This is a genomic window from Cryobacterium sp. 10C3 (assembly GCF_034314285.1).
GTDB classification, from domain to species: domain Bacteria; phylum Actinomycetota; class Actinomycetes; order Actinomycetales; family Microbacteriaceae; genus Cryobacterium; species Cryobacterium glucosi.
This window is the reverse complement of sequence record NZ_JAVIWF010000002.1, coordinates 2,317,443-2,338,878: the sequence shown is the minus strand read 5'-3', so window position 1 is coordinate 2,338,878 and position 21,436 is coordinate 2,317,443. Positions and strand designations below refer to the sequence as shown.

Here is a 21,436-nt window from a genome sequence, read left to right as displayed (position 1 = left end):
CCCAGAGGACTTCGCCGCCGACGCTTGTGCCCGGGGTCATGATCGAGTTGCCGACCAGGAGGCCGCGCATCGCGTCTGTGACGTGGGTGACCGGGTTGATCGCGACCCAGCCCTGGAGCCAGCCGGGCATGGTCGCCGCGGGCACGAACGCCGAGGAGCCGAAGGTGAGCGGAAAGACGATCAGGAACGACAAGCCCTGCACGGCGCCCGAGCTGCGGGCGAGCATGCCGATGAACACGGATGTCCAGCACAGGCTCATCGCGAACACGATCATGAGCACGATGGCCGTCACAACCGAGTACCACGGGGTCAGGAAGCGGAAGCCGATCGCCGCGCCGAAGGCGAGGGTGACGCCGATCGCGATGCTGTGCCGCACCACGTCGCCGGTCACGGCGCCCATGAGGGTGCGGACCGGGCGATCGGCAGGGACCGGAACCGGTCGAACACCCCGTTCTTCAGGTCGGAGTTGAGGTTGACGCCGATGGTCATCGCCGTGGTCATGATCGTCTGCACGATGATGCCGGGAAGCGCGAACTGGAGGTAGTCCTCGCTCGTCCCGGCGATCGCGCCGCCGAAGATGAACACGAAGATCACCGTCATCACGATCGGCTGCACCGAGACGTCGAGGAACTGCTCGGGGTTCCGCACCATCTTGGTGACGGTGCGCTGGGCGAGGATCAGCGAGTCGCGGACGATCATGATGCGGCTCCTTCCGTGACGAGGCCGGGCGCCGAGGGTACTGCCGGCGTGTGACCGGTCAGGGAGTAGAAGACCTCGTCGAGGCTCGGGAGCCGCAGCGAGAGCTCGGTGACGGCGATGTTCTCGGCGTGCAGCCGGGCGACGGTCGCGGTGAGGGCATCCGCGCCGGCGACGGGGACCGAGACGAGGCTCGGGGCTGGAAACTCGGGGGCGCGGGTGCCGACGGAGGCGAGCAGGGCGGTGACGCGGTCCAGGTCCCGGTCGTCGGCCGGCCGCACCTCGAGGGTCTGCCCGCCGACCTGGCGCTTCAGGCCCTCCGGGGTGTCGTGGGCGATGACGAGACCGTGGTCGATGACGGTGATCTCGTTCGCGAGGGCATCCGCTTCTTCGAGGTACTGCGTCGTCAGCAGCACGGTCGTGCCCTGGCGCACGAGGGTGCGGATCATCTCCCAGACGTCGTCGCGCTTGGCGGGGTCGAGGCCCGTGGTCGGTTCGTCGAGGAAGACGACGCTCGGACGGCCGATGAGCGAGGCCGCGAGGTCGAGGCGGCGGCGCATGCCGCCGGAATAGGTCTTGGCGAGGCGGCCACCGGCGTCGGTCAGCTCGAATTCCTCGAGGAGCTCGGCGGCGCGGGCCTTCGCATCGGAGCGGGACAGCCCGAGGAGGCGCCCGATCATCACGAGGTTCTCGACGCCGCGCAGGTCCTCGTCGACGCTCGCGTACTGGCCGGTCAGGCCGATCCGGCGGCGCACGTCGACGGGGTGGGTGACGACGTCGAAGCCGGCGACCGTGACGGTGCCGGCGTCGGGCTTCAGCAGGGTCGCGAGAATGCGCACGGCGGTGGTCTTGCCCGCGCCGTTGGGGCCGAGGACGCCGAGCACCCGGCCGGGTTCGACGGTGAGGTCGATTCCGGCGAGTGCCTGGGTCGTGCCGAATCGTTTGGTGAGCCCGCGGGCTTCGATTGCTGCGGTCATGGTGCCTCCTGGGTAGGACACCAGTAGACAATTCCCCCGCTGTCGCCCCGCTGCCGTGCGCTGTCAGCGGCTGTCAGCCGCCGTCAGCGCCGGCTGCGGGCAGCGGATGCCGCGCTACGGCCTGCCGTATGCCTCCAGCAGGCGCAGCCAGACTTCGCTCATCGTGGGGTAGGCCGGGACCGCGTGCCAGAGCCGGCTCATCGGTACCTCGCCGACGACGGCGATGGTCGCCGCGTGCAGGAGTTCCGCGACGTCCTGGCCCACGAACGTGACGCCGATGAGCACTTCCCGGTCGAGGTCGACGATGGCCCTGGCCATGCCGGTGTAGCCATCGGCCTGCAGGCTCGCTCCGGCGACGCTTCCGATCGGATAGTCGAGCACCCGGATCCGGAGGCCGGCCTTCTCTGCCGCCGCCTGGCTGAGCCCGACCGAGGCGACCTCGGGATCGGTGAAGGTGACCTGGGGGACGGCGGAGTTGTCTGCGGTGGCGACGTGGGTGCCCCAGGGGAGTCGTCGACGGCCCGGCCGGAGGCGCGGGCGACGATCACGTCGCCCGCCGCCCTCGCCTGGTACTTGCCCTGGTGGGTGAGGAGGGCCCGATGCGTGACATCGCCGGTCGCGTACAGCCAGTCGCCGGCGAGGTCCGCCGCGTCGCCCTGAACGAGCAGGGTGTCGTCTACGGTCAGCCAGCCGCCGTCGGGAAGCCCGACGGACGCGAGCCCGAGGTCGTCGGTGCGCGGTGCGCGACCCGTCGCGACGAGGACCTCTGTCGCGGTGACGGTTCCACCGCTCGCGAGGGTGAGTACGACGTCGCCGTCGGCAGAGCGCATCGCGAGAACGGGAGCCTCGCCGGTCAGAACCGTCGCTCCCGCCGCGCGCAGGGCCTCGATGACGAGTTCGCCGGCGAACGGTTCTTCCTTGCCGAGGAGGGAATGGCGCACGATGAGCGTGACCCGGGCGCCGAGCGACGTGTACGCCGTGGCCATTTCGGCCGCGGTGACACCGCCGCCGATGATGGCGAGGCTCTCCGGGATGTGCTGGACGCTCGTGGCCTCGCGGCTGGTCCAGGGGTCGACGGTGCCGATCCCTGGGATGTCGGGCAGCACGGCGGAGGACCCGGTGCTCACCACGACGGCGTGCCGGGCCGTGAGCACAGTCGTCGTTCCGTCCGTGCCGGTGACGGTCACCTCGCGCACGCCGCTGAGGCGGGCATGCCCGCGGACGAGGGCGATTCCCGCGGAGTCGAGCCAGCCGACCTGGCCGTCGTCCGCCCAGTGGCTCGTGAACGAGTCCCGGCGACGCAGCACGGCGGCGACGTCGAGCTCACCGGTCGCGGCCTCGGCGGCTCCGCCGACCCGGCGTGCGACGGAGAGTGCCGCTCCGCTCCGCAGCAGGGCCTTGGACGGCATGCACGCCCAGTACGAGCACTCGCCCCCGACGAGTTCGCTTTCGACGATGATCGTGCTCAGCCCGCCCTGAACGGTGCGGTCTGCGACATTCTCTCCGACGGCGCCGCCGCCGATCACAATGACGTCGTAGGTCGTGGTCTGGTCGTTCATGGTGTCTCCTGTCGTCGATGAGTCACGTGGTTCAGCGCCCCACGAATTCCGCGGCGGTTCTGGTGCGGAATGCTTCCATGCCGATCCGGGCATCCTCGCTCGCGGCGAGCACGCCGAGGGTCGGCTGCAGCCCGGCCTCCGCGACGGCATCGCCGAGTCGCACGGCGTCTCGCGCACTCGCGAGGGTCGCCTGCACCGCGAGCGGGGCCTGGGCGGCGATCCGCCCGGCGAGCTCGAGCGCCCGGTCGAACTCGGTGCCGTCGGGGACGACCTCCTGCACGAGCCCGATCCGCAGGGCCTCCGCGGCATCGAACATGTCACCGGTGAGGATCCAGCGCATCGCATTGCCCCAGCCGACCGCGCGGGGGAACCGGATCGTGGCTCCGCCGAACGGCAGGATGCCGCGGGCCACCTCGATCTGCCCGAACCGCGTCGAGGCGGCAGCGACCGAGATCTCGCTCGCGAGCATGAGCTCGATCCCGAGTGTGAGGCAGGTGCCCTGCACGGCCATCACCACCGGCTTCGAGACCGCTCGGCCGTCGACCTGCCAGGGGTTGACCCCGCCGTCCGGCACCATGTCGATGCCGTCCGGGCCGAGGCGCGGGCCGATGTCGGCGAGGTCGAGGCCGGCCGTGAAGTGCTCGCCGACGGCGTAGACGAGGCCGACCCTGAGCCCGGGGTCGCGATCGAGCTCGCCGTAGGCAAGGGACAGCTGCTGCAGCATCAGCAGGTCGGCGGCGTTGCGCTTCTCCGGTCGGTTCAGCCCGATCAGGAGCACGTGCCCGCGCCGCTCGGTCAGCACCCGGAGTTCCTGGTGGGCGCGGTCCTGCCCGCCGGGGTCGTGCTCTGTTCGGCTCTGTTCGGTGCTGCGCTGCTCGCTCACGGATGCCTTCCTGGTGCTGGTGGGTTTCGGGGCGTTGTCCGCGGTGCAGGACAATGCAACGTCGGAGTTTTGCGCGACCCGCGGCATCCGCTGCCCGGATTCACGGCGTGTGGCGAAAATCTCCGACGTTGCGGTGCGCGGGTCAGCGGGTGAGGGCGCCGATGATCCGGAGGATGCTCGGCAGGTCGTCGTTCGCGGCCTCGGGGGAGGCGGGCGCGAAGCCCGCGATCGTGGCACCGGCGAGCTCGAACTCGGCCCTGAGCGCGGTGATCGTGCGGCCGAGGGTCTCGACGCTCAGTCCGAAGGGCAGGAGGTTCGAGAGCCCGGTCAGCACGGAGGGGTCGAGCACGTCGAGGTCGAGGTGGATGTAGAACGCGGTCGCCCCCGTCGCGCGGACCGCGGCGAGAATGCCGTCCGGCGTCTCGAGCTCCTCGATCGACAGGCAGCGGATGCCCGCCGCACCGATGAGCTCGGCTTCGGCCGGGTCGATGTCGCGGGCTCCCGCGATCACGATCCGGTCGAACGGCACCCGTTCGTCCGCGCCGAGCACGAGCCCGTCGACACCCTCGCCGGCGATCGCCCGGAGCACCATGCCGCCGAAAGCTGCGGAGGGCGATGAATCGGGGGTGTGCAGGTCGGGGTGGGCGTCGAGCCAGACCACGGCAAGGCCGCCCGGATGCCGCGCCGAGGCGTGGCCGACGGCCGCGAGCGAGACGCCGCACTCGCCGCCGATCGTGAGGACGGGGGTGACGCAGTCGCGCAGCGCACGGGTGAGGCGCTCGCGCACCATGACGAGGCTCGAGAACCGGTCGATGCCGGTGTCCTGCGCGTCGCCGGCCTCGACCGGAACCGGGACTTCGACGGTCGCGGAGGACGGGAGATCACCCCGGATCGCCTCCGCACCATCGCTGAGGCGCATTGCGCGCGGAGAAACCGAACCCTGCCATTGCGGCACGACAACGAAGGAGGGAGCCATACTCCAGTATGCGCCTCGCGGGTTGTCGCGCGCGAGGGCACCGCGCACGTTCTCCGAACTCAAAAGTGTGCCCTCTCGGCGGTTTAGCGCCGTGGGCTACTTCTCGATCTCGCTCGCGCCGGAGGACTTGAGCGCCGCCAGGCGGGCGTCGACCTCGGTCAGTTCGCCGAGGTCTTCGAGGCTTTCGAACTGGGCGTCGAGGCTCGACGCGGCGAGCTCGTTCGCCCCGCGCACCTTGGCCTCCTCGCGGCGGATCTTGTCCTCGAACCTGCTGACCTCGCTCGTGGGATCCATGATGTCGATGCTCTTGACGGCGTCCATGACCTTGGTCTGCGCCGCGGCTGTCTTCGACCGGGCGATGAGCTCGTCCCGCTTGGCGGACAGCTGGCCGAGCTTCTCCTTCATCGCGTTGAGACCGGTCTTGAGCTGTTCGACGACGGTGGTCTGCGAGGCGATCTGCGGCTCGGCGGCCTTCGCCTCCTTCTCGGACTGCAACTGGCGGCCGAGCGCGACCTTGGCGAGGTTGTCGAATTTGTCGGCGTCCACGGTGTTGCCCGCTGCGCGCAGCTCGTCGGCCTTGCGGCTCGCGGCGAGTGCCTTCCCGCCCCACTCCGCCGCGGCCTCGACGTCCTCCCGGTGGTCGTCCTCGAGGAGGCGCAGGTTGCCGATCGTCTCCGCGATGGCACCCTCGGCATCCGAAATGCTGTTGCTGTAGTCGCGCACCATCTGGTCGAGCATGAGTTTCGGGTCTTCTGCCGAGTCGATCAGGGAGTTGATGTTCGCCTTGGCCAGTTGTGCGATGCGGCCGAAGATGGATTGCTTGGTCATGACAGTGTCCTTTCGAGTGATTCTGCGGGCGGGTCCAGTGTGGCGCGTGTCTGTGTGCTTCCGCTGTATGGGGTGAAGTGAGTCAGAACCTCCCGCCCCCGCCGCGGCGGGACCGGGTGCCCGCACCGCCGAAGCCGCCCGGCAGGCCGAACCCGCCGCCACCGCCCCGGCCGCGCGAACCACCGAAGGGGCCGCCGCCGCCGAATGTGCCGCCGCCGAAGAGACCGCCACCGCGGTTACCGGAGAGAACCGAGTTGATCAGGATCCCGCCGAGGACGGCGCCGAGCATGCCGGACCCGGTGCCGCCGCCCTGACCTCCGCCCTGCCCGAGGCCGGTACCGAGGCCGGGCCCGCCCGCGAAACCGTCGACATCCGCTCGTGCCAGGGTGATCGACTCCGCGGCGAGCGAGCCGGAGCGCTGCGCGGCGGTGAATGCGGAGCCCGGGTCGGTCGCGCGGGTGCCGTCGGCCTGGGCGAGCAGACGTCCGGCTTCGGCGAGCCGGGTGCGCGCCTCGGCACCGACGGCGCCGCGCCTGGCCGTGATGAAGTCCTCCGCCGCCGAGACCTGGCCGTGCGCGGAGAGCAGGGCCTGGTCGAGTGCGGCCTCGGTGCGCTGCGCCTGGGCGGCTGCGTCCCGCACCCCTGCAGCGCGGCATCCATGCGCGCGTTGGTCGCCTCGAGCCGGCCGAGCAGTTCGAGCGGGTTGATCGGTCCGGCGCCGAGCCGGGCGGAGACCTCGGCGACGGCGCGTTCGGTGTCGGCGATGACGCCGGCAGGGGTGGCGGGCAGCGCGCGGGCCGCGGCGAGATCCCCCTGCAACTCCGCGAGTGTGGCCGAGACCCGGTCCGCCGCCGCGGAGAGGTCGGTTCCGAGCCGGTCGACGGCATCGAGCAGCAGCCCGGCCTGGTCGACCGATTCCTCCGCCGCACGGATCCCGACGGCTGCTCCCGGCGGGTCGCTCTCGATCCGTTTGCCGGCCTCCGACAGTGCTGTGCGTGCGAAGGCGATGCGCTCCCTGGCCTGGTCGGCATTGTCGGCGACGGTCCCGAGTGCGGCCGCGGTATACCGGCCGGCGAGTTCGGCGATACGGGCGGCGGCGGGCGCGATCCTGGTCTCGGCGGCGTCGGTATCGTGGGTAGCGGATGCCGCGGCGGCCGGAGCGTTCTTCTCCAGCTGGCGCAGCGCGGCGAAGTCCGCCGCCTGGTCGTCGAGGGTCGTGTTGGCCTGCTCGCAGCCGTCGAGGATGGCGAGGAACCAGTCCCTGCGCTGCTCCTCGGTGTCGGGGACGGCGTCGTCGAGCTTCTGCTGGAGGGTGAACGCGGCCCGGAGCGCGGCCTTCGCGGAGTCGAGGGCCGTGCGGAACGCCTCCGTGGCCTCCTGACCGTACTGGGCGAGGGCGAAGCCGAGCTCCTGCTCGCTCGACGTCACGGCGTCATCGGTCTGGACGAGGGCGGTCGCCGCCCGCCGGGAGAGCTCTTCGGTGGAGAGGGCGGCGGGCTGCCCGGTTCCGACGGGAGGCGCTGCACCGGCTGCACCGGCTGCACCGGCTGCAGCCACCGCCGCGCCCCGCCGTCTGCGAGCGAAGAACACGATCGTCCCCGCGACGATCGCGATGAAAACGACGAGCGCCACGAGGATCACCGTGAGGAGGCCGCCCCCGGAGGCCCCTCCTCCGGGATTCGCGGTACCGGGGGTGAGCGAGGGCGCTGGAACCGGCTGGCCGCCGATCGTCGCCGCGAAGCCGTTCGCGGCGCCGATCGCCGCCCCGGCCCAGTCGTTCACGCGCAGGGCCGGTTCGATCGCGACGGTTTCGACCTCCAGAAGTTGCGCATCCGTCAGGCTCGAATTCTGCGCGACCGAGAGCTGGTACTGGCGGTCGCTTGTTGCGACGGCGAGCAGCACGTCGTTGGTGCCGAGCCCGTTCTCGTCGGCGGTCTGGTCTGCCCACTGCTGGCGGTCGGAGACTCCGGTGAAGCTGTCGACGTAGGCGACGAAGAGGTCGGTGCGGGTCTCCGCGTAGAGCCGGTCGAGGGCGGCGGTCACCTCCGCGGTGCGGGAGCCGAGGGCGCCGACCCTGTCGACCACGTGGCTCGACCCGAAGCTCGGGGGATCCTCGGCGGATGCCGGAGTCCCCGGCCCTGCCCCGAGGCCCACGACCGCGAGGACGACCCCCAGAAGCAGCAGGCGTCGTGACCGCATGGACTCGCCTCCTTCGGCGCGGGAATGGCAGGCGAGGGCGGGTGCCCGGTGCCCTCCTGCCGCGAGCATAGAACGGCCAGACCCGCCCGTCTACGAACCTTCTGTTGCGGACTGTGACGGCCCCGTTCGCGTCCGGAGCCGGCAGTGCCCACACTGGGAACACCGCACACGATGAAACAGCCTGGAGGGCAGCATGGCCGAGACCACCGCCCCGCGCCTCGCGGTCGTCGAGGTCACCGGAAGCCGCCCGGACCGCCCCGCGTACCACGCCAAGGTCCAGGTCCTCAACGGAACCGTCGTGGCCGCAGCCGAACAGGGCGGCTGGGCCGTCACCCGCCTCGCCGCGGCCGACATGACCATCGCCACCCTGCTCACCGCGACAGCGGATGCCGACGCGATCGTCATCCTCGGCGGGGAAGACATCACTCCCCGTTTCTACGGCGGCGTCTCCGGTTACCCGGAAGAAACCCTGCATTTCCCGGTCGCCGACGACGGCCAGCTTGCGCTCGTGCGCCGCGCCCTCGAGCACGGCACCCCGCTGCTCGGCATCTGCCGCGGCCTCCAGATCATCAACGTCGCCCTCGGCGGCAGCATCGTGCAGCACATCGACGAAGGCATCCACCGCAACGTCGACGTGCCGATCGACCGGATCCTCCGCGAACACACCGTCGAACTGCTCGAGGGTACCGTACTCGCCGACAGCCTCGGCGGCGCGTTCGCCGCCGTGCAGAGCGCGCACCACCAGAGCGTCGACCGCCTCGGCACCGGCCTCCTCGCCGCAGCGGTGGCCCCCGACGGGCTCATCGAGGCCGTCGAGCACGAGTTCGCGCCGATCACCGGCGTGCAGTGGCACCCTGAGGCCCCCGACGCTCCCGCCGACCAGCTCCCGCTGCTGCTGAAGAGCCTCGAGCGCCAGCTCGCGGCCATCGAAGCGGCCGGTCGTATCGCGGCCTGAGCTGAGCTGAGCCGACCCGAGCCCGGCATCCGCTCGGGTAGAGTGTGGGCACCTGTCGAAAGGACCGCACCATCGCAGACGACACCCTTCCCGGCAGCATCATTCCGGGCAGCACGCACCCCGACGACGCGCTCACCCGCGCCACTGTCGACCTGCTGCGCGACCTGATCCGCAACGCCTGCGTCAACGACGGCACAGCAGACTCCGGCGGCGAGATCCGCAGTGTGCGCACCCTCGAGGGCTTCTTCGCCGGCTCCGGCCTCGACCTCGAGGTCGTCGAACCGCACCCGGGCCGGGCCTCCCTGATCACCCGCATCCACGGAACGGACCCCGGCGCGCCCTCCCTCGCCCTCGTCGGCCACCTCGATGTCGTCCCCGTGCACGAGGCCGGCTGGAGCCGCGACCCGTTCGCGGCGGAGATCGTCGACGGCGAGATCTGGGGCAGAGGCGCTCTCGACATGCTCTGCCTCACCGCGAGCTACGCCGCCGTCACACGTGCCATCGCGACCGGTTCATTCCGACCCCGGGGCGACCTCGTGTTCGCGGCCGTCGCCGACGAGGAGGCCGGCAGCGGCCTGGGCGTCGAGTGGCTCACCGAGAACCGCCTCGACCTGATCGACGCCGACTTCGTCCTCACCGAGTCCGGCGGCGTGCCCGTCGGCCCCACCCCCTCCATCTCCACGACGATCGGCGAGAAGGGCCTCGCCGGCCGTCGCCTCGTCGTGCACGGCACCCCCGGGCACGGTTCGGCGCCCTGGGGTGCCCGCAACGCCGCCATCATCGCAGCGGATGCGGTGTACCGGCTCTCCCGGTACCACGCGCCCGTGCAGATCACCCCGGACTGGCGCCGCTACGTCGCTGCGCTCGACCTCGACCCGGCGCTCGCCGCCCGGCTCCTCGACCCCGTGCGCATCATCGACGCCCTGCACGAACTCGGCACCCTCGCCGGCTTCGCGCACGCCTCGACCCACACGACCGTTTCGCCGAACGTCGTGCGGGCCGGTGACAAGGACAATGTCATTCCCGCCCTCGCGACGGTGACCCTCGACATCCGGGTGCTGCCCGGCATCGCGGCGGCGGATGTCGACGCCTACCTCCGCGAGGCGCTCGGCGAGCTCATGGCCGACGTGACGATCGAGGGCGAGGGGTTCGAAGCCGCGACCCGCTCTCCGATCGACACACCGCTCTACGACGCCCTCGGTGCGGCCGCTCGCCGGGCATACCCGAACGCCGACCTGCTGCCGATGCTGAGCGTCGGCGGCTCAGACGCCCGGTTCTACCGCCGCCGCGGCATCCCCGCGTACGGTTTCGCCCTGCTCAGCCGGCGCTGGGACTACGGAATGTTCCGCCAGCTCTTCCACGGCAACGACGAGCGGATCGACGTCGAGTCCGTCTCACTCACGGTGAACGCCCTCGACGCCGTCGTGCGGGACCTGCACGGCTGATCGCTTCACGCGGGGAGTCCCGGGGTCGAGCCGCTCGCAGTTGATAAATTGCATGCAATGCTGCACTGTAAGTAGCAGTTGACGTCCGTCGTCACCTGCTCCGGACCTGCGCTGAGGATGGCCAGTGCATGCACGGGCGGCCGCCGGGGCGACGACCCGGACGAGAGGTCGATTCAGGTGGCACAGCGCGGGTCCGCCAGCGTCGCTTCTCTCCTGCCCGACGCGCCGGGATCGATCCGGGTCTCGTTCATGGCGATTCTCATCGGGACCGTCGCATACGCCGCGTCGACGTTCCTCGTGACCGGCCCCGGCCGCCCCGGGTGGCTCGACGGCTGGTTCTACATCGCGCTCGAACTCGGAGCCGCGACCCTGGTCGGAGCTCGAGTGGTCCTGCGCCCGATCGAGCGCCCCGCCTGGGGAGCGCTTGCCGGCGCACTGTACGCCGTCGCGCTGTCGGACGCGGCCGGCACGGCGGCGGCCGCAACGGACCATGACGCCGCCGGCGTGCTGGATGCGTTCGGCCTTCGCACTCGACGCAGCCTTCTTCGGGCTCGCCTTCGCCGGGCTGGTCCTGCTGGTGCGGAAGCGGCTGCCGCCGTCAACGGCCTCCGTGTGGCTCGACGGTGTGATTGCAAGCCTGGGTCTGCTGTCGATCGCGTCTGCGCTCTTCTATCGCGCCGCCGACGAGATCACCGTCGACAGCCTGATCTCCCTCGTCTACGCGGTCGCCCCGCTCGTGCTCGTCGCCATCCTTGTCGGCACGGCCGCCGCCCTCGGCCGGCGTCCGAGTCAGATCTGGGCGCTGTGCACAGCTTCATTCTCGTTGATGGCCCTGGGCAACCTCATCCAGGCGACCGGCCTTCCCGGGCTCGATCTGCCGGGAGCGCCGGTCAACGCGCTCTGGCCGCTCGCCGCCCTGCTCCTCGTGGCCGCGGCCTGGCGGTCCCGGAGCACCCCGAGGCCGGTCGGGTCGGATTCGGCGTTCGTACTGGCGATTCCCTCGATATTCACTCTCGGCGCCCTTGCGGTTGCCCTGGTGAATCAATTCACCTCCCTGTCGTACTTCTCGATCGTCACCGCCGTCGTGACCGTGATGGCTGGTGCCCTGCGCCTGTTGTTCGCGGTGCGGGATGCTGATCGGTTGCGGGTGCGGCAGGTGGAGTTGAATGTGAGTCTGGGGTTGGCGCGGGATGCGGCGTTGGCGGCGACGACGGCGAAGTCGGCGTTTCTGGCGACGATGAGTCATGAGATTCGGACGCCGATGAATGCGGTGATCGGGATGACGGGGTTGTTGCTGGATACCCGGTTGGACGCGGTGCAGCGCGATTATGTGGAGACGGTGCGGCGCAGCGGGGACCTGTTGCTGGATCTGATCAATGACATCCTGGATTTTTCGAAGATCGAGTCGGGTGGCCTGGAGTTGGAGGATCGTCCGTTCGATCTGATTTCGGCGGTGGAGGATTCGGTCGGTTTGTTGGCGGTCGCGGCTGATAAAAAGGGTTTGACGTTGTTGTGTGATTTCGCGGATGGGTGTCCGTCGTGGGTGAGCGGGGACGTGACGCGGTTGCGGCAGGTTCTGGTGAACCTGGTGGGTAATGCGGTGAAGTTCACGGAGTCGGGCACGATCATGGTGCGGATCGAGCCGGCCGGGCTGGTCGTTCCGGGGAGTCCGGGGTGGTGGCGCTCAGGTTCCTGGTGTCGGATACCGGGATCGGGATTCCTGAGGATCGGATGCCGCGGTTGTTCCAGTCGTTCAGTCAGGTGGATGCGTCCACGACGCGGGTGTATGGCGGTTCGGGTCTGGGGTTGGCGATCAGTCAGGCCCTGGTCGAGATCATGGGGGGCCGGATCGAGGTGACGAGTACCGTCGGGGTCGGCTCCACCTTCGCATTCACCATCGCCTGGCCGCTCGCCGCTCGCCCGGAGCGGCGAGCGGCGACCGGCGTCGACTGGCTGAGCAGCGGTCGCCCCGAGCGCCGACGCCGGGATGACGCCGCGACCCACGAGAGTGCCGGGCGGGAACGCCCGGGGTCCGGGTCGGCAGACCCGTCCACTCTGCCCGGTCGATCCTCGCCGATTCCCCCCACCCCGGGGCTGCGCATCCTGCTCGCCGAGGACAACGTCATCAACCAGAAGGTCGCTCAGTTGATGCTCGCGCGCGGCGGCCACCGCGTCGACACCGTGAGCGACGGGCTCGAGGCCGTGCAGGCCGTCGGAGCCGTCGCGTACGACGTCGTGCTGATGGACGTGCACATGCCCGTCATGGACGGCCTCGAGGCCGCGCGCCGGATCCGGGGTCTCGGTGACAGCATCCGCCAGCCCGTGATCATCGCTCTCACCGCGAGTGCGACCACGGAGGCGAGGCAGGCGTGCCTCGAGGCGGGCATGGACCTTTACCTCACCAAGCCGATCCGGCCGGCCGAACTCGCGGAGACGCTGGCAACGGTGACGGGGGCGGGAACCGTTCTCGGCGACTGCCCGGATGCAGCCCCCATCGCTTCCCGTCCTGACGATGCCGTGATCGACTACGAAGTCCTCGGCTATCTCGACGACGTCGGCGCGGAAACCAAGGGCTGGCTGCTCCGGAGCTTCGCCGGCCAGGGCGAGAGCAGGCTGCGCGCGATCAGCGCCGGGATCGAAGCCCTCGACCACGAGCACGTGGTGGAGCTGGCGCACCGCCTCCGCGGGAGCAGCGCGACGGTCGGCGCGAGCGCCCTCGCCGCCGTCTGCGCCGAGATCGAGGCGGCGGCGACGCGGCAGGAGCCGATCACCGCGGGGCAGGTCGCCCGGCTCGGCACGGCGATGGACCGCACGCTCTCGGCCCTTGAACCGTTCATGCACCCCGTCCGTGAGCCAGAGCCCGAGCCGGAATCGGCCTGAGCCGAGCCGTCAGCCCGTGCCGATCAGGCCGTGCCGATCAGGCCGTGCCGAGCAGCGCGCACTGCTCCTGCAGGCGCGAACGGATGCCGGCGTCGGCGCACAGCGCGATCGCCCGTTGGTAGGCGACCCGGGCATCCCTCACCCGGCCGGCCTGGGCGAGCAGGTGTGCGCGGGTCGCCCAGGCCGGTTGGAAACGATCGGCGCCCGGCAGCACGGCGACGGAATCGAGAGCGGCCAGTCCGGCCGCTGGTCCCTCGACCGCGCCGACGGTCGCCGCGAGCGCCACCCGGGCGCCGAGCGTGGGCGCGATCCGCACGAGCGCGCCGTAGAGGGCCAGAAGCGCCGGCCGGTCGGTCTCGCCCGAGCGAGCCCGGTCGCAGTGCACCGACTCGATGGCCGCTTCCACCTGGAATCGTCCGATCCGGTCGAAACCGTGGGCCCGCCGGAGCAGCATTTCCCCCTGCCGGATCAGCTCGCGATCCCACCTGGCCGGATCCTGGTCGTCGAGGGCGATCGTTGATCCGTCCGGTGCGGCGCGTGCCGGTGCCCGGGACAGCGAGAACGACAGCAGCGCGGCAAGGCCGAGCACCTCGGGCTCGCGCGGAAGCAGGGCCGCGAGCACGGTCGCGAGGTACAGCGACTCCGCCGCAAGCGACTCACGCACACTCGGCCCGGCAACACCCTGCCAGTCGATCGCATAGGCGCCGTAGATCGCCTCGAGCACCGCGGGGAGCCGCCCGGAGAGTTCGCTCAGCCCCGGCACGGTGAAGGGGATCCGCGCGTCCCGAATCCGCCGCTTCGCCCGCACGAGGCGCTGCGCCATCGTGGATTCGGGCAGCGAGAAGGCCACCGCGATCCGGGCCGCGTCGAAACCGAGCACCGTCTGCAGCATCAGGGGCGTGCGAATGCCGGGATCAATCGCCGGGTGCGCGCAGACGAAAAGCAGTTCAAGGCGCTTGTCGGGGATCTCATCGGGGTCGACGTCGTCGAGCGAGAGCGGTGCGGGCGGATCGAGCGACCCAGAGAGTCCGAACAGCACGGTCGGGTCGAGCGGCACGGTTCGGCGCACGGCGGTGGACTTCCAGCGGTCGCGGAGACGATTGCGCGCCACCGTGAGCAGCCACCCCTCGGGGTTGCCGGGAATGCCGGCCGCCGGCCACCGGGTCAGCGCCTCGAGGAAGGCATCCGCAAGGGCATCTTCGGCGGACGGGATGTCGCCGCCCGGCGCCGCGAGCAGCGCGAGCAGCCGGCCGTAGGACTCCCGGGCGACGGATTCCGCCCGCGCCCTGGCCGTGTCCCTGGCTGCGTCCGTGGCTGCGCCCGCGGCGGCTGCGTCGTGCGCGCCCGCTGCGGTCATTCCTGGCCGCGCCATGCTCCGTCCCGGAAGATGATTGCCGACGGACGGATCTCGACAGCCCCGTACTGGGCGGCGGGGCACTGTTCGGCCCATGCGATTGCCGCATCGAGGTCTGGCACCTCGATCACGAAGGTGCCGTTGAGGCGCTCCTTGGTGTCCGCGAACGGGCCGTCCTGCACCCGGAGCGCGCTGTCGCGCACGGTGACGGTCGTCGACGCGGACACGGGCTGCAGGATGTCGGCCGAGATGAGTACCCCGGCGGCGTCGAGCGACTTCCCATAGGCATCGAAGGCCGCGCGTCCCCATTCCATCATCTCGTCGCTGATGTTGGCGTCTTCGGCTTCCTGGCTGATCACGAGCAATGAGTAACGCATCAGACTTCCCTTCGTCGTTGTGATACTGACACCACAATGACGAGCGAGCACGCCCCGAATCGACACCTCAGCGGGCGCGCAACCCGATCGACGTCGTGATCGCCTCATGCTGGCCACCGGAATGCACAAGATGCAGGCCGTCGCCGGTGACCGTGAGCTGGCTCCGGTAGCAGCGCAGGGCGGCCGTCGTCACGGCGCGACGGGCCTCGAGGTCGAGCCATTCGGCATCCGCTGCCGGATCGAGCACGATCTCGGCGAAGGGGTCTGCCCGGCGAGGCATGCCGCACGGGCCGCCTCGTGCATGCGCACGTGGTCGGGGTGGCCGTAACCACCGCCGTGGTCGTAGCTGATCACGAGGGCGGGCCGCACGTGCCCGATGAGCGCCACGACATCGGCCGTGACCTCGTCGAGGGGAGCGACATAGAGGGCATCGGCGTCGGCGTCCGCGGCCGGACCGGCGAGTCCCTCCCGGATCCAGCTCATGCCCGAGTCACGGTAGCGGCGCGGCGGCCGTCCTTCGGCGCGCGCGGGAGCCTGGCCGAGCCAGAATCGGTCGGCGATCCCGAGGACCTGGGTGGCTCTGTCCAGCTCGTCCTCGCGAACGCGTGCGAGCGCCGCGGTGCCCTCGAGCCCGGACAGCGGCCCGGCGACGACTTCGCCGCGCTCGCCACGGGAGGCGGTCAGGAGCGACACCCGGGTGCCGCGCGCGACGAGTTCGGCTGCGAGGGCTCCGGTGGTGAGGGTTTCGTCGTCGGGGTGCGCGTGCACGAGCAGGACGACCGGGAGGCCGTCGAGGATGCTCACGCGATCCGCAGCCCGCGTCGGTCGTCGTACTCGTCCGCGGAGCACGGCTCGAGCAAGCCCCGGTACACGTCCAGAAGACCCCGCGCGCTGCGCGGCCAGTCGAGGCGTTCGGCGCGGGCGCGGGCGTCGACGGACAGCCGGCGGGCGAGGTCGGGATCGCCGAGCAGGGTCGTGATCGCCGCGCCCCAGGCCTGCGGGTCGCGGGAGCCGAGCACGATCCCGGTGTCGCCGTCGAGCACGGCTTCGCGGAGGCCCCTGACGCGGAGGCGACGACGGGCACTCCGCTCGCTGCCGCCTCGAGGGCGACCAGACCGAAAGTCTCCGAGTGGGAGGGGATCAACACGACCCTGGCGTCGCGGAACAGCGCCGCGAGATCGGCGCGGGTCTGCGGGCCGAGGAATCGTACGGTGTCGGCGATCCCGTTCCGTTCGGCGAGGTCACGGAGGCCATCGATATAGCCGTCGAAGTCGCCGGAGGCGTCGCCCGCGATGATGAGCTCCGGCCGGAGTGCCGCAGGGACCGCCGCTATCGCCTCGACCGCGAGGTCGAGTCCCTTGAGCGGCTGCAGGCGGGCGGCGACGATCGCGTAGCCGGGGTCCTGCTCGGTAGTGCGGATGCCCGGCGCCGGGTGGAAGAGCTCTGCGTCGACCCCGGGGGAGACCACGAAGATCCGCTCTGGCGAGCCGCCGAGCCTGGTCACGATCGTGTCGGCCTCGGCGTTGCTGATCGCGACGAGGGCGTCGGATTCGCGGGCGAGCCAGGCTTCGCCGCGCATCCGCCCCGGTGACTCCGGCCGTTCGCCGGCCGAGAGCGGCGTCGAGGGGTCTGCGGCGATGCTGTGGAAGCTCTGCACGTGCGGGATGCCGCGGCCCTGGGCGAGCGGGAGCGCGGCCATGCCGGAGAACCAGTGGTGCGAGTGGATCACGTCGTAGTCGCCGAGGGCGGCCAGGCCGACCCGGAATTCGTCGATGACCGCCTCGTGCGCCCCCTTGCTGATGGGTTTCGCCGGCCCGGCCTGAAGGAAGCGGAGGGTGAGGCGCGGTGCGAGGACGACGGCGTCGGGAAGTGTGGCCGAGGACCGGCGGGTCACGATGTCGACGGTGTGGCCGGCAGCGGCCATGGCCTCCGCCTGCTGGCGCACCACGACGTTCATGCCGCCGGCGTCCCCGGATCCAGGCTCGTCACCCGGCGAGGTGTGCAGGGAGACGAGGGCGATGCGGAGGCGGGAGGCTGCGGGGGACACCCGTGAATCTTAACGCAGTCGCCTGAACCCGCCCTGCCGAACTCCGTCGAATGGGTCAGCGGGCGAGGGCCGGCACAGATCGCGGCCGCACGAGCCACCACAGGGCCGCGCTCGCGAAGACGGCGCAGGCGAGCATGACCGCTCCCATTCCGAGTGCGTCACCGGTGATGAACACCCCGACCAGCGGAGTGACGATTCCCGCGACGGTGAAGTTCATTGCGCCGAGCAGCGACGCCGCGAGTCCGGACTCCGCCCCGTGGGGTGCGAGGGCGAGGCCCTGCACGCAGGGAATGCAGACCCCCACGGCCATGATCGAGAACCAGAGCGGGATGACGACGAGCGGAAGCCCCCAGCCCCAGACGGCTGCGGTGCAGATCACCAGGGCGGACATCACGAGCACGGTCGTGCTGAGGGCCAGTAGCCACTGCGGGGCCAGCCTGCCGGCAAGGCGCGCCCCGAGCTGGGTGCCGAGCACGAAGCCGAGGGCGTTCACCGAGAACAACAGCCCGTACTGCGCGACCGAGAACGCGTAGACGCCCTGGAACAGAAACGGTGAACCGGCGAGGTAGGCGAACTCGCCTCCCCAGACGAAACCGCCGACCAGGGCGAGTCCGAGGTAGCGGCGGTCCCGGAGCAGCCTGCCCATCCGACCCGGCAGCGCACGGATGCCCGACTGGATCCGGTTCTCGATCGGCAGGGTTTCCCGGATGCCGATCACCGAAGCGAGGGCGATCACCGCACCGTATGCGGCGAGCACCACAAAAATACCCCGCCAGTCGATCCACTGCAGCAACTGCGAACCCAGGATCGGCGCGACGATCGGGGCGAGCCCGTTGACCATGCCGAGCCGGGACAGCATCCTGAGCATCGGGATTCCGGAGAAGAGGTCACGCACGAGCGCGAGCGACACGACGCCGCCGGCCGCCGCCGCCGCGCCCATCAGGAAGCGGAAGGCCGTCAGCGCCTCGACGTTCGGGGCGAACGCGCAGGCAAGAGACGCGAGGATGTGGACGAGGGTCGCGACGATGAGCGGCCGGCGCCGACCGATGACGTCGCTCCAGGGGCCGACAACGAGCTGGCCGACGGCGAGGCCGATGGTCGTGGCCGCGAGGGTGATCTGCACGGCCGACTCGGAGGTGTGCAGTGCCGCCGCGACCGCGGGGAAGGCGGGCAGGTACAGGTCGATCGTGAACGGCCCGAGCGCGGTCAGGGCGCCGAGGATGAACACGTACCGCAGGCGGTGACCCCGGCTGAGCAGTTCGCCCGGGTGCGCGGACGCGGTCATGCCCACTCGTAGTACGACTCGTCGACGCGACGGCCGACAGAGAGGAGTCGATGGTCGCCATGTCTTCTGCGTCGAGTTCGAAGCCGAGGATGTCGATGTTCTCCCTGATCCGGTCGGCGGACGCCGACTTGGGCAGGGAACGGTACCGAGCTGCAGGTGCCAGCGCAGGATCGCCTGCGCCTCCGTGACCCCGTGCGCCCGCGCGATCGAGGCGATCTCGGATGTGCCGAGGGCGAGGCCGCGGCCGAGCGGCGACCAGGCCTGGGTCACGATGCCTCGCTCGGCGTGGAAGGCGCGCAGCTCCGGCTGTGAGTGCAGGGGGTGCAGTTCGATCTGGTTCACGCTCGGGACCGTCCCGCCGAGCGCGATCACCTCCTCGACCTGCTCCCGCGAGAAGTTGGAGACGCCGATCGACCGCGCGGCACCGGAGCGGTTGACGTCTTCGAGGCCGTCCCAGGCCCGCAGGTGAGTTCCGACGGAGGACACCGGCCAGTGCACCAGATACAGGTCGACGTAGTCGAGTCCGAGGCGATCGAGGCTGTTCCTGGCTTCCTCGCCCGCGGTCAGGTGGTGCGTGTTCCAGAGTTTCGTCGTGACGAAGAGCTCCCCGCGGGGAATACCGCTCCGGCGGATGCCGATACCGACGCCGCGCTCGTTGAGATAGACGGCGGCCGTGTCGATCGAGCGGTACCCGGCGGCGATGGCCGCTTCGACCGCACGAGCGGTCGCCTCGTCGTCCATCGCGAAGACGCCGAAACCGAGTTGCGGGGTCGTCGCCCCGGTATTGAGAGTGATCCTGGGGAGTCGGGTCGGCGGCATGGGGCGCTCCGTTCGGTCGCATTATTATCGGACGAGCGTCCAATATAAAGCGAGCCTAGCGTCTTGCCGCGTGGGCTCAGGCCCGGATGCGGGCAATCAGGTCGTCGGCGAGCTGCTTCTGAAGCTCCGGAGTCATCAGGTCGGGGAACAGTACCGACTGCAGCGAGATCCCGTCGATGAACACCAGGATCTGGTCGACGAGCAGTCCGAGATTCGTGTCGACGGCCAGGTGCCCACCCGCCGCGGTCGACGTCAGCACCCCGAGCCACCAGTCCCGAGCGACCTGCGCGGACTCCTGCCGGACCAGCTTGAGGCGGGGATCGTTGAGTGCCCTGCCGATGTAGCTGATGTCGATGACGGCCTCGATCCGCCGGTTCTCGTCCATCGGCAGCGTCTCATACAGCGTGGCCCTGAGTGCCTCGATCCCGGTTGACCGGCCGATCTTCTCCTCGACGCGGCGGAAGACCCGGTCATAGGCCAGGCGGTGGGCCTGAACGAGGATGTCGTCCTTGTCTGCGAAATAGTGGGCGAGCACGCCGCTCGAAACGCCGGCTTCCTTCGCGATCTGGCGCACCGTGGCCGCGTCAAGTCCGCGGGTCGCGATCACCCGCCAGGTGGCCTCGAGCACCTCAGCGCGCCGTTCCTCGTGGTCGACAATCTTCGGCATGTGTTGTGTCTCTTCCTCGTTCGCCCCAGTCGACTGCGGGAACCCATCGGCGAGTCCCCGGTTTTTGGACGCATGAGTTAATTTACTCGCTTGTAACAGGGCAGAAACTTATTTCGGACGCGTGTCATAAAAACTGTGAGGACAGCACAGACGAGGAAGTGAGCCAGGGATGACCATCACAGCACCACAACAGATCGAACTGCCCCTTGACGCCGCCCTGCGAGCCCGCGCGGGGAAGGTCATCCCAAGCGGGATGTACGGGCACATGAACGTGGCCCTGATGCCGTCGGGGTTCCCCCAGTTCTATGCGGAGGGCAAGGGCAACCGCCTCTGGGACGTCGACGGAAACGAATATCTCGACTTCATGTGTTCCTTCGGCCCGATGATCTCCGGCTACGCGAACCCGGTCGTCGACGCGGCAGCGCTGGCCCAGCAGAAGCGCGGCGACGCCCTCGGTGGCCCGACCGCACGCATGGTCGAGCTCGCCGAACTGATGGTCGACACCGTCGCACACGCCGACTGGGCCATGTTCGCCAAGAACGGCACCGACGCCACGAGTCTCGCGGTCACGATCGCCCGGGCGGCGACGGGTCGGAAGAAGCTGCTCAAGGGCGGCACGGCCTACCACGGCGCGAATGCCTGGTTCAATCCGAACCCGCTCGGCAGCACGCCGGAGGACCGCGCAAACATCATCGACTTCGAGTTCAACGACCTCGCCTCGCTCGAGGCTGCCGCAGCCGAAGCCGGCGGTGATGCCGCGGCGATCATCCTCTCTCCATTCCGGCACGACGCCCCCGGCTCCACAGACCAGTACATCGTCGACCCGGCCTTCGCCAGGGGAGTGCGGGCGCTGGCCGACCGGATCGGCGCCGTGCTGATCATGGACGAGGTCCGCACCGGCTTCCGACTGCACACCGGCGGCGCGTGGGAACCGCTCGGCATCGATCCAGACCTCACCGCCTTCAGCAAGGCAATGGCGAACGGCTACGCGATTTCGTCGGTCGTCGGCATCGACTCCCTCCGCCAGTCGGCCGCCGACATCTTCGCGACCGGATCGTTCTGGTACGCGGGTGCAGCGATGGCGGCCGCGATCGCCAACATCGGCCTGCTCAAGGCGACCGACACCCCCGCCCAGATGAACCGGGTCGGCCAGCTCCTGCGCGACGGACTTCAGAGCCAGGCCGCCGCGCACGGCTTCACGGTCTTCCAGAGCGGGCCGCCCGTGATGCCGTTCCTGCGCTTCGAGGACGACGAAAGCCTCGCGACAGCCGCGGCCTTCACCGACGCGGCGGTCCGGCGCGGCGTGCTGCTGCACCCCGCGCACAACTGGTTCCTCTCCACCGCGCACACCGAAACGGATGTCGCGTGGGCGCTCGAGCGCACCGACGACGCGTTCGCCGAGACGCGCGCCCTGTTCGGCTGACCCGTTCGACTGACCCGTTCAGCTGCCACCATCGCCACCCTTCCACCATCAGCACCCAGGCTCCGA

At 70.3% G+C, this 21,436-nt stretch carries 18 protein-coding genes and 3 pseudogenes; 5 read left to right on the top strand and 16 right to left on the bottom strand.

What is annotated here, in order from left to right; all coding sequences use genetic code 11:
- Positions 1–28: 28 nt before the first annotated feature.
- From RGU41_RS20920 to RGU41_RS12050, 8 genes and pseudogenes are all read right to left on the bottom strand, one after another.
- Positions 29–651 (bottom strand): annotated as a pseudogene (locus tag RGU41_RS20920) (ABC transporter permease); the annotation flags it as partial.
- A 44-nt stretch (positions 652–695) separates the two neighbouring features.
- Complete coding sequence (locus RGU41_RS12080) at positions 696–1,673, bottom strand: ATP-binding cassette domain-containing protein (RefSeq protein WP_322136329.1); 978 nt, start codon at positions 1,671–1,673, stop codon at positions 696–698.
- Positions 1,674–1,787: 114 nt separating this feature from the next.
- A pseudogene (locus RGU41_RS12075) lies at positions 1,788–3,232 on the bottom strand (dihydrolipoyl dehydrogenase family protein).
- Positions 3,233–3,263: 31 nt separating this feature from the next.
- Entirely contained in the window at positions 3,264–4,115 is an 852-nt protein-coding gene (locus tag RGU41_RS12070; RefSeq protein ID WP_277612980.1) for a crotonase/enoyl-CoA hydratase family protein, read from the bottom strand.
- A gap of 142 nt (positions 4,116–4,257) precedes the next feature.
- Complete coding sequence (locus RGU41_RS12065; RefSeq protein WP_134449814.1) at positions 4,258–5,091, bottom strand: arginase family protein; 834 nt, start codon at positions 5,089–5,091, stop codon at positions 4,258–4,260.
- A gap of 96 nt (positions 5,092–5,187) precedes the next feature.
- Positions 5,188–5,919 carry a PspA/IM30 family protein gene (locus RGU41_RS12060; RefSeq protein WP_134561924.1) on the bottom strand — a complete coding sequence of 244 codons (732 nt, stop codon included), beginning with the start codon at positions 5,917–5,919 and terminating at the stop codon, positions 5,188–5,190.
- 82 nt (positions 5,920–6,001) lie between these two features.
- Positions 6,002–6,208, bottom strand: a complete 207-nt coding sequence (locus RGU41_RS12055; RefSeq protein WP_322136328.1) for a hypothetical protein — start codon at positions 6,206–6,208, stop codon at positions 6,002–6,004.
- Positions 6,178–8,118 (bottom strand): TPM domain-containing protein, encoded by a 1,941-nt coding sequence (locus RGU41_RS12050; protein WP_322136327.1) that lies wholly within the window; start codon positions 8,116–8,118, stop codon positions 6,178–6,180. Before RGU41_RS12050 ends, RGU41_RS12055 begins: the two co-directional genes overlap by 31 nt.
- 193 nt (positions 8,119–8,311) lie before the next feature.
- Here RGU41_RS12050 and RGU41_RS12045 point away from each other — a divergent pair, with 193 nt between their 5' ends.
- From RGU41_RS12045 to RGU41_RS12030, 4 genes are all read left to right on the top strand, one after another.
- Entirely contained in the window at positions 8,312–9,073 is a 762-nt protein-coding gene (locus RGU41_RS12045) for a gamma-glutamyl-gamma-aminobutyrate hydrolase family protein (protein WP_134449817.1), read from the top strand.
- Between the two features lie 44 nt (positions 9,074–9,117).
- The gene (locus tag RGU41_RS12040; RefSeq protein WP_198413723.1) at positions 9,118–10,518 is read left to right on the top strand and encodes a M20/M25/M40 family metallo-hydrolase; all 1,401 of its coding nucleotides are present in this window, start codon (positions 9,118–9,120) and stop codon (positions 10,516–10,518) included.
- A gap of 490 nt (positions 10,519–11,008) precedes the next feature.
- On the top strand, positions 11,009–12,376 hold the full coding sequence (locus tag RGU41_RS12035) for a histidine kinase dimerization/phospho-acceptor domain-containing protein (protein WP_322136326.1): 1,368 nt from the start codon (positions 11,009–11,011) through the stop codon (positions 12,374–12,376).
- Positions 12,259–13,398 (top strand): hybrid sensor histidine kinase/response regulator, encoded by a 1,140-nt coding sequence (locus tag RGU41_RS12030; protein ID WP_322136325.1) that lies wholly within the window; start codon positions 12,259–12,261, stop codon positions 13,396–13,398. Before RGU41_RS12035 ends, RGU41_RS12030 begins: the two co-directional genes overlap by 118 nt.
- Before the next feature lie 37 nt (positions 13,399–13,435).
- Here the strand turns inward: RGU41_RS12030 and RGU41_RS12025 are convergent, their stop codons facing one another.
- The 8 genes and pseudogenes from RGU41_RS12025 to RGU41_RS11990 form a co-directional block, all read right to left on the bottom strand.
- Positions 13,436–14,755, bottom strand: coding sequence for an RNA polymerase sigma factor (locus RGU41_RS12025; RefSeq protein ID WP_322136324.1), 1,320 nt, complete (start codon positions 14,753–14,755; stop codon positions 13,436–13,438).
- The gene (locus tag RGU41_RS12020; protein ID WP_134558712.1) at positions 14,752–15,129 is read right to left on the bottom strand and encodes a YciI family protein; all 378 of its coding nucleotides are present in this window, start codon (positions 15,127–15,129) and stop codon (positions 14,752–14,754) included. The genes RGU41_RS12025 and RGU41_RS12020 overlap by 4 nt, the downstream gene beginning before the upstream one ends.
- A 67-nt stretch (positions 15,130–15,196) precedes the next feature.
- Positions 15,197–15,376 (bottom strand): hypothetical protein, encoded by a 180-nt coding sequence (locus tag RGU41_RS12015; protein WP_322136323.1) that lies wholly within the window; start codon positions 15,374–15,376, stop codon positions 15,197–15,199.
- A complete protein-coding gene (locus RGU41_RS12010; RefSeq protein WP_322136322.1) occupies positions 15,319–15,933 on the bottom strand; it encodes a PIG-L family deacetylase in 615 nt (204 codons plus the stop codon). The genes RGU41_RS12015 and RGU41_RS12010 overlap by 58 nt, the downstream gene beginning before the upstream one ends.
- Positions 15,930–16,172, bottom strand: coding sequence for a hypothetical protein (locus RGU41_RS12005; RefSeq protein ID WP_322137417.1), 243 nt, complete (start codon positions 16,170–16,172; stop codon positions 15,930–15,932). The genes RGU41_RS12010 and RGU41_RS12005 overlap by 4 nt, the downstream gene beginning before the upstream one ends.
- A 71-nt stretch (positions 16,173–16,243) precedes the next feature.
- Positions 16,244–17,053 (bottom strand): annotated as a pseudogene (locus RGU41_RS12000) (glycosyltransferase); the annotation flags it as partial.
- 178 nt (positions 17,054–17,231) lie between these two features.
- On the bottom strand, positions 17,232–19,280 hold the full coding sequence (locus RGU41_RS11995; RefSeq protein ID WP_322136321.1) for a Bcr/CflA family efflux MFS transporter: 2,049 nt from the start codon (positions 19,278–19,280) through the stop codon (positions 17,232–17,234).
- Positions 19,281–19,356: 76 nt separating this feature from the next.
- A complete protein-coding gene (locus RGU41_RS11990; protein WP_134447203.1) occupies positions 19,357–19,947 on the bottom strand; it encodes a TetR/AcrR family transcriptional regulator in 591 nt (196 codons plus the stop codon).
- 169 nt (positions 19,948–20,116) lie between these two features.
- Here RGU41_RS11990 and RGU41_RS11985 point away from each other — a divergent pair, with 169 nt between their 5' ends.
- Positions 20,117–21,370 (top strand): aminotransferase class III-fold pyridoxal phosphate-dependent enzyme, encoded by a 1,254-nt coding sequence (locus RGU41_RS11985; protein WP_322136320.1) that lies wholly within the window; start codon positions 20,117–20,119, stop codon positions 21,368–21,370.
- Positions 21,371–21,436 lie beyond the last annotated feature (66 nt).